The organism is Escherichia sp. AM3, assembly GCF_032029835.1.
GTDB lineage: Bacteria > Pseudomonadota > Gammaproteobacteria > Enterobacterales > Enterobacteriaceae > Escherichia > Escherichia coli.
The window spans coordinates 1-12762 of the sequence record NZ_JAVUPQ010000009.1; the positions used below are offsets into that span (position 1 = coordinate 1).

General features: G+C 52.8%; 13 protein-coding genes and 1 other RNA gene. 4 read left to right on the plus strand and 10 right to left on the minus strand.

The genetic code is table 11. The annotated features are described in order from the left end of the window. Positions 1 to 132: 132 nt before the first annotated feature. Positions 133 to 229: signal recognition particle sRNA small type (gene ffs / locus RTW80_RS06085), an RNA gene on the minus strand. A gap of 162 nt (positions 230 to 391) precedes the next feature. Between ffs and RTW80_RS06090 the strand changes: the two genes are divergently transcribed. Next, positions 392 to 703: an MGMT family protein gene (locus RTW80_RS06090; RefSeq protein ID WP_000409911.1), complete on the plus strand. Its 312-nt coding sequence runs from the start codon at positions 392 to 394 to the stop codon at positions 701 to 703. A gap of 30 nt (positions 704 to 733) precedes the next feature. On the opposite strand, the gene RTW80_RS06095 is transcribed toward RTW80_RS06090, so the two are convergent. Next, positions 734 to 1306, minus strand: a complete 573-nt coding sequence (locus RTW80_RS06095) for a YbaY family lipoprotein (protein WP_000779831.1) — start codon at positions 1304 to 1306, stop codon at positions 734 to 736. A gap of 217 nt (positions 1307 to 1523) precedes the next feature. Here RTW80_RS06095 and tesB point away from each other — a divergent pair, with 217 nt between their 5' ends. After that, on the plus strand, positions 1524 to 2384 hold the full coding sequence (gene tesB / locus RTW80_RS06100; protein WP_000075876.1) for an acyl-CoA thioesterase II: 861 nt from the start codon (positions 1524 to 1526) through the stop codon (positions 2382 to 2384). Between the two features lie 48 nt (positions 2385 to 2432). Here tesB and amtB read toward each other — a convergent pair whose 3' ends face one another. The 6 genes from amtB to cof form a co-directional block, all read right to left on the minus strand. Beyond that, a complete protein-coding gene (gene amtB, locus RTW80_RS06105; RefSeq protein WP_000685029.1) occupies positions 2433 to 3719 on the minus strand; it encodes an ammonium transporter AmtB in 1287 nt (428 codons plus the stop codon). Between the two features lie 29 nt (positions 3720 to 3748). After that, a complete protein-coding gene (gene glnK / locus RTW80_RS06110; protein WP_000780338.1) occupies positions 3749 to 4087 on the minus strand; it encodes a P-II family nitrogen regulator in 339 nt (112 codons plus the stop codon). Between the two features lie 180 nt (positions 4088 to 4267). Beyond that, positions 4268 to 6049 (minus strand): SmdB family multidrug efflux ABC transporter permease/ATP-binding protein, encoded by a 1782-nt coding sequence (locus tag RTW80_RS06115; protein WP_001256201.1) that lies wholly within the window; start codon positions 6047 to 6049, stop codon positions 4268 to 4270. Further along, positions 6042 to 7814 (minus strand): SmdA family multidrug ABC transporter permease/ATP-binding protein, encoded by a 1773-nt coding sequence (locus RTW80_RS06120; protein ID WP_001235611.1) that lies wholly within the window; start codon positions 7812 to 7814, stop codon positions 6042 to 6044. Before RTW80_RS06120 ends, RTW80_RS06115 begins: the two co-directional genes overlap by 8 nt. Before the next feature lie 29 nt (positions 7815 to 7843). Next, positions 7844 to 8302 (minus strand): DNA-binding transcriptional regulator DecR, encoded by a 459-nt coding sequence (gene decR / locus RTW80_RS06125; protein WP_000884589.1) that lies wholly within the window; start codon positions 8300 to 8302, stop codon positions 7844 to 7846. A gap of 152 nt (positions 8303 to 8454) precedes the next feature. Next, positions 8455 to 9273, minus strand: coding sequence for an HMP-PP phosphatase (gene cof / locus RTW80_RS06130; RefSeq protein ID WP_000113027.1), 819 nt, complete (start codon positions 9271 to 9273; stop codon positions 8455 to 8457). 99 nt (positions 9274 to 9372) lie between these two features. On the opposite strand from cof, the gene RTW80_RS06135 reads away from it, so the two are divergent. Beyond that, positions 9373 to 11073 carry an SgrR family transcriptional regulator gene (locus RTW80_RS06135; RefSeq protein ID WP_032247495.1) on the plus strand — a complete coding sequence of 567 codons (1701 nt, stop codon included), beginning with the start codon at positions 9373 to 9375 and terminating at the stop codon, positions 11071 to 11073. 64 nt (positions 11074 to 11137) lie between these two features. Continuing rightward, positions 11138 to 11833: a 7-cyano-7-deazaguanine synthase QueC gene (gene queC, locus RTW80_RS06140; RefSeq protein ID WP_000817229.1), complete on the plus strand. Its 696-nt coding sequence runs from the start codon at positions 11138 to 11140 to the stop codon at positions 11831 to 11833. A 51-nt stretch (positions 11834 to 11884) separates the two neighbouring features. Here the strand turns inward: queC and fadM are convergent, their stop codons facing one another. Together fadM and RTW80_RS06150 are read right to left on the minus strand one after the other, a co-directional pair. Next, on the minus strand, positions 11885 to 12283 hold the full coding sequence (gene fadM, locus RTW80_RS06145; RefSeq protein WP_001194534.1) for a long-chain acyl-CoA thioesterase FadM: 399 nt from the start codon (positions 12281 to 12283) through the stop codon (positions 11885 to 11887). Between the two features lie 93 nt (positions 12284 to 12376). After that, entirely contained in the window at positions 12377 to 12748 is a 372-nt protein-coding gene (locus tag RTW80_RS06150) for a helix-hairpin-helix domain-containing protein (RefSeq protein ID WP_000680314.1), read from the minus strand. Between the last annotated feature and the right edge of the window lie 14 nt (positions 12749 to 12762).

The following is a 12762-nucleotide window of genomic DNA, read 5'->3' on the forward strand; positions in this document are numbered from 1 at the left end:
TGACGGGAGAGCATAAGGGACATCATGTAGCCTACTGGTGATACACAGTGTTTGTACCACTAAGGCTATGGGGGAGAGATTTCAGTACTTTAGACATTATCTATCAAGTACTTACCCTGAATTGGGTGGGGGCCCTGCCAGCTACATCCCGGCACACGCGTCATCTGCCTTGGCTGCTTCCTTCCGGACCTGACCTGGTAAACAGAGTAGCGTTGCGGGAGAACCAACAGAGCCCCCATTGAGAGCGTTGAGAACCAACGCGCAGGCGCATTATCACTGCTGCCCCGGCTAATTGCAACCCATCGTGTGCCAGATGCTGGTTTCTTGCGCAATGCGACTTCACTCGGGCGTTTTTCCAGATTATGCTGAAAAATTACCTCAGGAAGAAAAGATGGAAAAAGAAGATTCATTTCCCCAACGCGTCTGGCAAATCGTCGCCGCTATTCCCGAAGGCTATGTCACCACTTACGGTGATGTGGCGAAACTGGCGGGATCGCCCCGCGCCGCGCGCCAGGTGGGCGGTGTGTTAAAGCGTCTCCCTGAAGGCAGCACCTTACCCTGGCACCGGGTGGTTAATCGCCACGGCACAATTTCGCTAACCGGACCGGATTTACAGCGTCAGCGACAGGCATTACTGGCAGAAGGTGTGATGGTATCGGGAAGCGGGCAAATCGACTTGCAGCGTTATCGCTGGAACTACTAACCCTCTCCGGGCGGAGAGGGTTAACGTCGCTTAATATTGCGTAGGAGCTGGAACTGCCGAAGACGGATTCACCTGAGTTGGTGAAGTCGAAGGTACGGTAGTCGTTGCGCCACCGCTGGCCTGAACCGGCACGGCGGTTTGCTGTACCGGCACCAATGTCAGGTCGGCTTTAGTTCCGCCCTGGTTGATCACCGGCTGAACGGTATCGGTGATAAATACCAGTTTGTCATTCACGGTAATCGCCGCACTCAACAGAATACGCGCGTTCGGCTGAACATCTGCCGGGTTAAATGGCAGAACAAAGCTGAATGGTGACTGTTTACCTTCAGTACGCACCGCTTTCTGCGCCAGCACTTTTGACGGTGCATCGGCTAACGACGCGTCAGAAAGTGTCACGGTCAGCACAGCATCAGGCGGCAGTGCGACTTTCTGACGGATCCAGACGGTACCGGAGACATTCGGTTGCTGGATAGCTGGTTGTTGTGTTGCTGAAATAGACGTATTTGCAGCCGGTGCTGGCGTCTGAATATCCGCGCTTTTATCTGCGCAAGCCGCCAACGCAATCGCAACCGCTAAACCACTGGCCATGTGCACGAGTTTCATTCATTTCTCCTTATTATCAATGCACCAGCGGGCTAACTTTCCTCGCCGGAAGAGTGGTTAACAAAATAGTAACGTCAACAAGTGTGGCACACATCACGCATTTCTGCCTGTAATTAGCCCGTAATTCAGACCATTGCACCCATCGGACCAGTAGCAAATTTGCGTTATACTCAACTCACTTTGGCTTGCTGCGGCAGCTTTGTTACTGGAGAGTTATATGAGTCAGGCGCTAAAAAATTTACTGACATTGTTAAATCTGGAAAAAATTGAGGAAGGACTCTTTCGCGGCCAGAGTGAAGATTTAGGTTTACGCCAGGTGTTTGGCGGCCAGGTCGTGGGTCAGGCCTTGTATGCTGCAAAAGAGACCGTCCCTGAAGAGCGGCTGGTACATTCGTTTCACAGCTACTTTCTTCGCCCTGGCGATAGTAAGAAGCCGATTATTTATGATGTCGAAACGCTGCGTGACGGTAACAGCTTCAGCGCCCGCCGGGTTGCTGCTATTCAAAACGGCAAACCGATTTTTTATATGACTGCCTCTTTCCAGGCACCAGAAGCGGGTTTCGAACATCAAAAAACAATGCCGTCCGCGCCAGCGCCTGATGGCCTACCTTCGGAAACGCAAATCGCCCAATCGCTGGCGCACCTGCTGCCGCCAGTGCTGAAAGATAAATTCATCTGCGATCGTCCGCTGGAAGTCCGTCCGGTGGAGTTTCATAACCCACTGAAAGGTCACGTCGCAGAACCACATCGTCAGGTGTGGATCCGCGCAAATGGTAGCGTGCCGGATGACCTGCGCGTTCATCAGTATCTGCTCGGTTACGCTTCTGATCTTAACTTCCTGCCGGTAGCTCTACAGCCGCACGGCATCGGTTTTCTCGAACCGGGGATTCAGATTGCCACCATTGACCATTCCATGTGGTTCCATCGCCCGTTTAATTTGAATGAATGGCTGCTGTATAGCGTGGAGAGCACCTCGGCGTCCAGCGCACGTGGCTTTGTGCGCGGTGAGTTTTATACCCAAGACGGCGTACTGGTTGCCTCGACCGTTCAGGAAGGGGTGATGCGTAATCACAATTAAAAAAATAGCCGGAGGTGAAAACCGTCCGGCTGTTTTTTGCAGTGCTTGTTACGCGTTATAGGCATTCTCGCCGTGGCTGTTGACATCCAGCCCTTCTCGCTCCTGCTCTTCCGGTACACGCAGACCAACCGTCAGATCCGCCAATTTGTAGCCGATAAATGCCACAACACCGGACCAGACGATCGTAATGGCGATGCTTTCCAGCTGTACCAGCAACTGATGCCCCATCGTCACACCTTCAGCGAAGCCCACGCCGCCCAGCGAGCTGGCGGCAAAAATCCCGGTCATGATACAGCCGACAATGCCACAAACGCCGTGCACACCGAAGACATCGCAGGGATCATCCACCCGCAGCAAGCGTTTGAGCATGGTAACGCCCCACAAGCCCGCCAGACCAGCTACCACGCCGATAATCAACGCGCCGCCAACCCCAATGTAGCCGCAGGCTGGCGTCACGCCGACCAGACCGGCAATCGCGCCAGAACACGCCCCCAGCAGTGAAGGCTTACCACGCAGCGCCCATTCACCGAAGATCCAGCCAAGAATTGCCGCCGCCGTTGCGACCACAGTATTCACAAATGCCAGTGCCGCGATTTCATTCGCCGTGCCCGCTGACCCGGCGTTAAAGCCAAACCAACCTATATAGAGAATGGCAGTCCCGGTGAAGACCATCGGCAGGTTGTGCGGTTTAAACGCCTCTTTACCGAAGCCCACGCGTTTTCCTATCAGATACGCGCCCACCAGACCGGCGATTGCGGCGTTAATGTGCACCACGGTGCCACCCGCGAAATCCAGCGCACCGTGAGAAGCCAGCAAACCACCGCCCCACACCATATGCGCAATCGGAATGTAAGAGAGCGTCAGCCATACCACCACGAAAATCAACACTGCTGAGAAGCGGATTCGTTCCGCCAGCGCCCCAACTATCAAGCCGACGGTAATGCAGGCAAACGATCCCTGAAACGCCACGTGGATATACTGATAAATGCTGCCCATCACCGCCGTCAGTTCGATGTTTTTCAGCATCAACCAGTTAATGTTGCCGAAGAAGTTGTTGCCCTCACCAAACGCCAGCGAGTAACCGTAAACCACCCAGAGAATACAGACCAGTGCAAATGTCACCGTCACCTGCGTCAGCATCGACAGCACGTTTTTGCCGCGAATCAACCCACCGTAAAACAGGGCAATCCCCGGAATAGTCATAAACAGCACCAGCGCAGTACAAATCATCATAAACGCATTGTCGGCTTTATCGGCCACCGCAGGTGCAGCCATTACCAGTCCCGGAAGCATCGCCAGTGAAGCAAGCCCAGTTTTTATCGTCGCTATCTTCATTTTTCGTTCCTGTTGCTGTGTGCCAGAGATTACAGCGCCGCTTCGTCGGCTTCGCCGGTACGAATACGAATGACGCGTTGCAATTCAGCGACGAAGATTTTGCCGTCGCCAATTTTTCCGGTGTAAGCCGCCTTACTGACGATATCGATCACTTCATCGAGTTGGTCATCAGCAATCGCCACATCAATTTTTACTTTTGGCAGGAAATTGACGCTGTATTCCGCCCCCCGGTACAGCTCGGCATGCCCTTTCTGACGCCCGAAACCTTTCACTTCGGTGACGGTCAGGCCCTGAATACCAATGGAAGATAACGCTTCACGAACGTCTTCCAGCTTGAATGGTTTGATTATCACGGTCACCAGCTTCATAGATCCCCTCCGGTCAGAATTCGGTAATGGTTCTGCTACACGAAGAAGGTATTGCAAGCGGTGTGCCAGAAATGAAAAACGAGAAAGAGAGCAGGAAGTTAAGAAGTTTGAAAATGAAAACGCACTATGACAGTGCACAGTGCGTTACATTTTTGCACCAACGATGAAATATTGCGCTATTCAGGCGCTCAATGATTCCTCTTCACGCACGCTGGCTGCCAGCTCTTCGCCCGCAAGTTGCAGTTGATACATCTGCCAGTAGCGTCCCTGGGCCGCCAGCAGTTGCTGGTGAGTGCCCTGCTCCACGGCTTGCCCACGATGAAGCACCAGAATGGTGTCGGCATCAACAATGGTCGATAAGCGGTGAGCAATCACTACCAGCGTGGTATGTTCACGCACCGCCGCCAGAGCATGTTGAATCGCCTGTTCAGTACCGGAGTCAATGCTGGCGGTTGCCTCATCAAGGATCAGGATTTGCGGCGTCTCGACCAGCACGCGCGCCAGTGCCAGCAGTTGCTTTTGCCCAACTGAGAGATTATTCCCCTGCTCGCCCAGCGGCGTGTAAATACCGTCGCTCATGCTACGCGCCAGCTCCGCCAGTTGCACGGTTTCCAGCGCCTGCCAGACGCGTTCTTCGGAGATATCCCGCCCCAGCGTCACGTTGGCGAGGAAGGTATCCGCCAGCACCACCGGATCTTGCTGCACCATTGCCACGCCCTGGCGCAGCGCGCTGTGACTTAGCGAACTTAATGGACGACCATCAAGGCGAATCTCACCTTCCGTTAGCGGGTAATAGCCCATCAATAAACTGGCGAGGGTGCTTTTGCCACTGCCGGTATGCCCGACCAGCGCCACAAAATTGCGCGAAGGCACAGAGAGATTAATGTTCTTTAGCACCAGATTGTCATCGCGATAAGCAAATGACACGTTATCGACTTCGATGGTGCCACTCTGTAACGGGCGATCATCATTGCCATATTGCTGGCGCGGTCCGTCCATCAGTTCAAACACGCGCTCACCAGCAACAACAGCCTGTTGCAGCATCGCCTGTTGCGTGGTCAGTTCGATTAATGGTTCGTTAAGTCGCCCAAGATAGCTGATAAACGCATACAGCACGCCCACTTCAATGGTGCCGCTGGCGGAGAAGCCAAACAGCATCAACAAGCCACAAAGAATGAGCGATGAAAACAGACTCAGCAGCGGACGCAGCAGAAAACCGTCGAGGCGCAGGGTTTGCATCCTCGCCATATAGTGTGAACGACTGGCCTCCCCCATACGTTCGCCAAATCGCGCCTGCTGACGAAACTGCTGGATAACGCTCATGCCATTGATGATTTCGTTAAAGCCGTCGTTGATATCCGCCAGATAGGCGCGCACACGACGGACAATCGGCGTGCTGTAACGCTGGTATATCACCATTACCACCAGCACCACCGGGAAAATCATTATCGCCACCAGTGCCATTCGCCAGTCGAGGCTGAACATCGCCACCAGCATCGCGCCCACCAGCGCGGCACTGCGCAGGACAGTTGCCACTACGGTAACGTAGAGATCGCGGATCACTTCAGTGTCATTAGTGACGCGGGAAATCACCTGCCCGACGGGTTGGGTATCAAACTCGCTTAATGGCTGGCGTAACGCAGCATCCATCACGTCGGTACGCAACTGTTGCACTACGCCTACTGCCGCCCGATTAAACAGCAGCGACTGCGCGTAATGTAGCCCGGCGGCAAACAGTTGCAGCCCAACATACGCCGCAGCCAGCCCTGCAACCACTTTCAACGGCAGGTTATTTTTCGCTACCATATTGTCGATAAAATAGCTGATAAGCAGCGGCCCACTGACTTCTGCCGCCGCCGCAACCCACATCATCAGGACCGCAATCCCCAGCGGTTTACGCCACGGTGAACCGTACGCTAACAGGCGCTTGAGAGTCGGCCACAGTTGGCTAAAACTACGCATCGACGGCCTCCTCGCGATTTTCCGGAGCGTCGTCGAGCGCCGCCTCCAGTTGTTGATAGCGATACATATCGCGATACCAGCCGCTTTGTTGTGCCAGCACATCATGATTGCCACGCTGGGCGATATGTCCGTGCTGCATCACAATAATTTCACTGGCTTCCGTCAGTGCAGAAAGGCGATGGGCACTGATGATTACCGTTCTTCCCTGCCCCCACTGACGCAGGTTATGCAGGATCTGGTGCTCAGTGCGTCCGTCCACCGCCGAAAGCGCATCATCAAGGATGAGGATTTCCGCGTTGACTAATAACGCACGAGCAATGGAGATACGCTGTTTTTGCCCGCCGGAAAGCATCACACCGCGCTCGCCCACCTCTGTATCGTAACCTTGCGGTAGACGCAAAATATCGTCATGTACGCTGGCTAACCGCGCGACATGCTCAATCTCTTGCTGGGTGGCATTCGGGCAACCCAGCGCGATGTTATTCGCCACAGTGTCAGAAAAAAGGAATGGCGTCTGGCTAACTACCGCCAGGCGGCTACGCCAGCTATCGAGTTGTAACTTCGTCAGAGGAATATCATGAAAGCGAATATCCCCCTCGCTGACGTCGAAATGACGCTGAATGAGCGACAACAGGGTACTTTTGCCGGAACCAGTCGGCCCGCAGATACCCAGCATCTGACCGGGTTTCAGGGCGAAATTAACGTTTTCCAGCGCAGGATGGTCAGTCTGCGGATACGTGAACTGGTGAATATTTACATCCAGTTCGCCACGCCCTTCCGGCACGGGTTCGCTACCATCGTTCACCACCGGCGCTTCCGCCAGCATCGCGCGAATACGGCTGTACGCAGCACTACCACGTTCCACAATGTTAAACATCCATGCCAGCGCCAGCATTGGCCAAATCATCAGACCTAAATACATCATAAAACTGGTGAGCTGGCCCAGCGTTAAACTGCCCTGCACCACCATCCAACTACCGCCGCCAATCGCCAGCAAGTTCGCCATACCAATCGCGATATAGATGGTCGGGTCGAAACGAGCATCAATACGCGCCACCCGCATGTTTTTTTTGCCGGTATCTTCGGCATCCGCGGCAAATAACGCCGACTGGCGATCTTCCAGACCAAAGGCTTTGATCATGCGGATACTGGTGAGGCTTTCCTGGGTGCGGTCATTAAGACTGGAAAACGCCGCCTGTGCCAGCTTAAAGCGTTCATGCAAAGCATCGCCGTTGCGCTTAATCATGATCGCCATCACTGGCATCGGTAACAGGGCAAATAAGGTCAACTGCCAGCTAATTTGCGTAGACATCATAATCAACACAGCGCAGCCCATTACCAGTGAATCCACCAGCGTCAGCACCCCTTCTCCGGCGGCAAACACGACGCGATCGACGTCATTAGTCGCACGAGCCATGAGGTCACCCGTGCGATGACGCAGGTAAAACTCAGGATGCTGCCGGCTTAGCTGACGGTAATAATCTTCACGCAGTTCAACAGCCAGTTGATAAGACGCACCAAACAGCAATACGCGCCAGACGTAACGCAGGAGATAAACCACAACGGCAATCAGCACCATGGTGGCGATCCACATCAGGATCTGCCCGGTAGTAAAGTGTTGTTCTGTCACGCCATCGACAACAATACCAACCACTTTTGGTGGAACCAGTTGCAGCATCGCGATAATGACAAGCAAGGCGACAGCCCCGAGATAGCGACGCCATTCCCGACGGAAATACCAGCTTAATTGAGCAAATAATCGCACGCGTTGTGTCCTGACCTGATTCTGGATATTTATTCGATGGGTAAAGAAGTGGTGTATTTAATCTGTTCCATCGCGAAGCTGGAAGTGACGTCCGACAGCCCCGGCACGCTGTTTACCAGACGCTTATAAAACTCGTCGTAGCGTTTCATGTCGGCAACCTGGACGCGCATCAGATAATCGTATTCACCAGCCATGCGCCAGAACCCCAGCACTTCTGGCATTTCGGTAACCACCGTGACAAAGCGGCAATACCATTCGCTGCTGTGATGTTGCGTTTTTATCAGCACAAAAGCGGTCAGGCCGAGGCCTATTTTTTCCGGATCCAGCAGGGCGACTTTGCCGATAAGGATACCGTCGTCCTCCAGCCGTTTCAGGCGCTTCCAGCAAGGGGTGGTTGTCAGATTAACGGCTTCAGCCAGTGCCTGCAAAGAGAGGGTGCAATCCTGCTGCAGTAAGGCCAGCAGCTTACGGTCAATTTTATCTAACATAGCCCTTCCACAGAGAATTTTTTTCTCTTTTAATTCTATTTTAAAGGTGAAATCACGACAATTTATTCTGTGCGGTTTAAACACCACGGCACAAAATGACAAATTCAACGCAAAAAAAACCGGGCAATTGCCCGGTGCTGGAAGGGATCTCGTTATTCGGGGGAATAAGGTAGATGTGGATAGTCCAGCCAGTGCGTCAAATAGTGAGAGACAGCCTGATTTCGGCAATGTCCAATCACCGGTAAATGCGGGAGCTCCGCGCGCAGTTGCGGCATCGCATTGCCCATAATAAATCCGCTACCGACGCTGCCTAACATTTCGCGATCGTTCATCGCATCACCAAAGGCCATGCAATCGCGCAACGATAAACCTAAATGTTGGGTCAGCACCGTCAATGCAGCGCCTTTATTGCAGCCCACCGGCAGCACTTCGAGGCAATCCGTGGCGGAAAAACACAAATGTGCACGCTCGCCTAATGCTTCGTATAGCTGGATCTGCAAGCGTGTAAGATCGTCGTGATCGCCACAGAAGCAGATCTTGGTGACGCTGCCGAGTGGCATTTTTTTGACATCGATTATCTGATAACGAAAACCGCTATAGACAAATGCCTGCAACAACGCAGGGATCTCTTTCCCGGTAAACCAACCGTCGTCATTGAAGATATGCATGCTGGCTCGGGTATCCCATTGCTGATACAGCACCAGCTCCGCGACATCCGCAGGTAAATCATCACGATGTAAAAGTTCACCTTCCAGAGAATGCACGCGCGTTCCGTTGCCGGTAATCAAATATGCATCCAGCGATAGCGCCCCGAGAATATGCTGCATCTCCAGCGCATGACGCCCCGTGGCAAAAGTGAGGGTAATGTCGCGTTCACGCAGTCGCGCCAAAGTAGAGAGGGTTTTCTCACCTAAATGATGGTCAGGCATCAATAAAGTGCCATCCATATCAAATGCTGCCAGACGAGCCATTTCTTTCTCCACTCTGTGACACGGTTAATGGTGATTGAGTATCACCTGATATATACGGAAGTAATAGTGAATAGTGAAATAATATTGTTCCGGGTTTATATGCGATTGCTCAACCGTCTTAACCAGTATCAACGTCTGTGGCAACCTTCAGCCGGAAAGCCGCAAACCGTCACCGTCAGCGAACTGGCCGAACGCTGTTTTTGCAGCGAACGCCATGTTCGTACGCTGTTGCGTCAGGCACAGGAGGCGGGATGGCTGGAGTGGCAGGCGCAGTCAGGACGCGGAAAGCGCGGACAATTACGCTTTCTGGTCACGCCGGAATCGCTACGCAATGCGATGATGGAACAGGCACTGGAAACCGGAAAGCAGCAAGATGTGCTGGAGCTGGCGCAACTGGCCCCAGGTGAGCTGCGCACTCTGTTACAGCCGTTTATGGGCGGACAATGGCAAAACGATACACCCACGTTGCGTATTCCCTACTATCGCCCGCTCGAACCGCTACAACCAGGCTTTTTGCCCGGCCGTGCCGAGCAGCATCTCGCCGGGCAGATATTTTCCGGCCTGACCCGCTTCGATAATAATACTCAGCGCCCGATTGGCGATTTAGCGCATCACTGGGAAACCTCTACTGACGGGTTACGCTGGGACTTTTATCTTCGTTCAACCCTACACTGGCATAACGGCGATGCAGTAAAAGCCTCACACTTACACCAGCGATTATTGATGCTGTTACAACTGCCAGCACTGGATCAATTATTTATTAGCGTGAAGCGTATTGAAGTCACCCATCCGCAGTGTCTGACCTTCTTTTTACATCGCCCCGATTACTGGCTTGCGCACCGGCTGGCGAGCTATTGCAGCCATCTGGTGCATCCGCAATTCCCACTGATCGGCACTGGTCCTTTTCGCTTAACACAATTCACAGCGGAGCTGGTGCGCCTGGAGAGCCATGATTATTACCATTTGCGTCATCCGCTGCTTAAAGCGGTTGAGTACTGGATAACTCCGCCGCTTTTCGAAAAAGATTTGGGAACCAGTTGTCGGCATCCCGTGCAAATCACCATCGGCAAACCGGAGGAGCTGCAACGGGTCAGCCAGGTCAGTAGTGGCATCAGTTTAGGTTTTTGCTATTTAACGTTGCGCAAAAGTCCCCGACTCTCCCTCTGGCAGGCGCGAAAAGTGATCTCCATTATTCATCAATCCGGTTTATTACAAACGTTAGAAGTCGGAGAAAACCTGATCACCGCCAGTCATGCATTACTGCCAGGCTGGACTATTCCGCACTGGCAAGTACCGGATGAAGTCAAACTACCGAAAACCTTGACGCTGGTTTATCACCTACCGATAGAACTTCATACCATGGCAGAACGCCTACAGGCGACACTGTCAGCGGAAGGCTGTGAACTCACAATTATTTTTCATAACGCAAAAAACTGGGACGACACGACCCTACTGGCACACGCAGACCTCATGATGGGCGACAGATTAATTGGCGAAGCACCGGAATATACTCTGGAGCAATGGCTACGTTGCGATCCACTGTGGCCACATGTTTTCGACGCTCCAGCATATGCACATCTGCAATCGACGCTGGACGCGGTGCAAGTAATGCCTGATGAGGAAAACCGATTTAATGCCCTGAAAGCGGTTTTTAGCCAGTTAATGGCAGACGCGTCGCTGACGCCGCTGTTCAACTATCACTATCGCATTAGTGCCCCTCCCGGCGTGAACGGTGTGCGACTGACACCGCGCGGCTGGTTTGAATTTACCGAAGCCTGGCTTCCCGCGCCGTCGCAATGAATAGCTGGTCCGGGTTAATCGCAGGCGTTACCATAACGCTTTTATTGTTCAAGCAGGATTATCTATGAAACGTGCTGTCGTTGTGTTCAGTGGAGGCCAGGATTCCACCACCTGTCTGGTGCAGGCATTACAACAATATGATGAAGTCCATTGCGTGACGTTCGATTACGGTCAGCGACATCGCGCAGAAATCGACGTGGCACGCGAACTGGCGCTGAAACTGGGAGCACGCGCGCATAAGGTTCTTGATGTAACGCTGCTCAACGAGCTGGCGGTCAGCAGCCTGACACGTGACAGCATTCCGGTGCCTGATTATGAACCTGAAGCCGATGGCATCCCGAATACGTTTGTCCCAGGGCGTAATATTTTGTTCCTGACGCTGGCGGCAATATATGCGTATCAGGTAAAAGCAGAAGCCGTAATTACCGGCGTCTGTGAAACGGATTTCTCCGGCTACCCGGATTGCCGCGATGAGTTTGTGAAAGCACTAAACCATGCCGTCAGTTTGGGCATGGCGAAAGATATTCGTTTTGAAACGCCGCTGATGTGGATTGATAAAGCGGAAACCTGGGCGCTGGCAGATTATTACGGCAAACTGGATTTAGTCCGTAACGAAACGTTGACCTGCTATAACGGCATTAAAGGCGACGGTTGCGGTCATTGTGCGGCATGTAATTTACGCGCCAACGGTTTGAATCATTATCTGGCCGATAAACCGACGGTGATGGCAGCGATGAAGCAGAAAACCGGGTTGAGGTAATTATTCCGGGTGTCGCCGGATGCGGCTTGAGCATCCGGCACCACAAAACGTTTACTTAACCATCTGCTCCAGCTTTTCGCGCAATTCCCCTTCCAGAGCTAATGCTTTCTGCGTTTTAAGATCAATACAAACAAACGTAATAAGCGCATCCGCTACCACCTGCCCTTCCGGCTCCAGTGTAATGACCTGGCTTAAGATGCCGCTTTTACCGTTTAATTGCTGCAACTGACTGGTAATAGTTAACAGATCACTTAATACCGCTGGGCGACGATAGTTAATATTGATATTGACCACGACGAAGGCGATGTTATGGGCCGTCATCCACTGAAAACTGTCGCTATTTTCCAACCCATCCCAGCGGGCTTCTTCGAGAAATTCAAGGTAGCGGGCGTTGTTGACGTGCTGGTAAACGTCGAGATGATATCCACGAACTTTGATTTGTGTTTGCATAGCGCAATAACCTTACGTTGTTGTTATAAGTACAGAGGTCATAACTGGTATGACCTCTTCAGTCTGGCAAAAAATTGCCACTATGCAAATTAATTACAGGGTTAATACCGCCAGATTACGTTCCACCAGCGAATTGCCCATCCCCGGCACCTGCTTTAGATCCTCCACCGTTTTAAACGGACCGTACTCTTCGCGATAACTGACAATCGCCTGCGCTTTCTTCAGGCCAACGCCATTCATCGCGCGGGCTAGCTCTTCCGCGCTGGCATTATTAATGCTGACCCGGGTGCCTTCTTCGTCACTGGCTTTCGCCGGTACTGCTGCTTTACTTTGTGCTGCAGGAGCTTCCGCTTTGGTTTCTACCGTTGTCGGTTTCGCCACAGAAGCTGCCGCCAGCGCGCTATGAGACATTCCGGCACAGGCCAGGGACAGGGTAATGAGCAGTGCTTTAATTCCGTGTTTCATACTGTTTTCTCCTT

Excerpts from the sequence above, each read along its gene's own strand:
- RTW80_RS06090 (WP_000409911.1), top strand. The coding sequence starts at position 392 with ATGGAAAAAGAAGATTCATTTCCCCAACGCGTCTGGCAAATCGTCGCC.
- RTW80_RS06095 (WP_000779831.1), bottom strand. The coding sequence starts at position 1,306 with ATGAAACTCGTGCACATGGCCAGTGGTTTAGCGGTTGCGATTGCGTTG.
- tesB (WP_000075876.1), top strand. The coding sequence starts at position 1,524 with ATGAGTCAGGCGCTAAAAAATTTACTGACATTGTTAAATCTGGAAAAA.
- amtB (WP_000685029.1), bottom strand. The coding sequence starts at position 3,719 with ATGAAGATAGCGACGATAAAAACTGGGCTTGCTTCACTGGCGATGCTT.
- glnK (WP_000780338.1), bottom strand. The coding sequence starts at position 4,087 with ATGAAGCTGGTGACCGTGATAATCAAACCATTCAAGCTGGAAGACGTT.
- RTW80_RS06115 (WP_001256201.1), bottom strand. The coding sequence starts at position 6,049 with ATGCGTAGTTTTAGCCAACTGTGGCCGACTCTCAAGCGCCTGTTAGCG.
- decR (WP_000884589.1), bottom strand. The coding sequence starts at position 8,302 with ATGTTAGATAAAATTGACCGTAAGCTGCTGGCCTTACTGCAGCAGGAT.
- cof (WP_000113027.1), bottom strand. The coding sequence starts at position 9,273 with ATGGCTCGTCTGGCAGCATTTGATATGGATGGCACTTTATTGATGCCT.
- RTW80_RS06135 (WP_032247495.1), top strand. The coding sequence starts at position 9,373 with ATGCGATTGCTCAACCGTCTTAACCAGTATCAACGTCTGTGGCAACCT.
- queC (WP_000817229.1), top strand. The coding sequence starts at position 11,138 with ATGAAACGTGCTGTCGTTGTGTTCAGTGGAGGCCAGGATTCCACCACC.
- fadM (WP_001194534.1), bottom strand. The coding sequence starts at position 12,283 with ATGCAAACACAAATCAAAGTTCGTGGATATCATCTCGACGTTTACCAG.
- RTW80_RS06150 (WP_000680314.1), bottom strand. The coding sequence starts at position 12,748 with ATGAAACACGGAATTAAAGCACTGCTCATTACCCTGTCCCTGGCCTGT.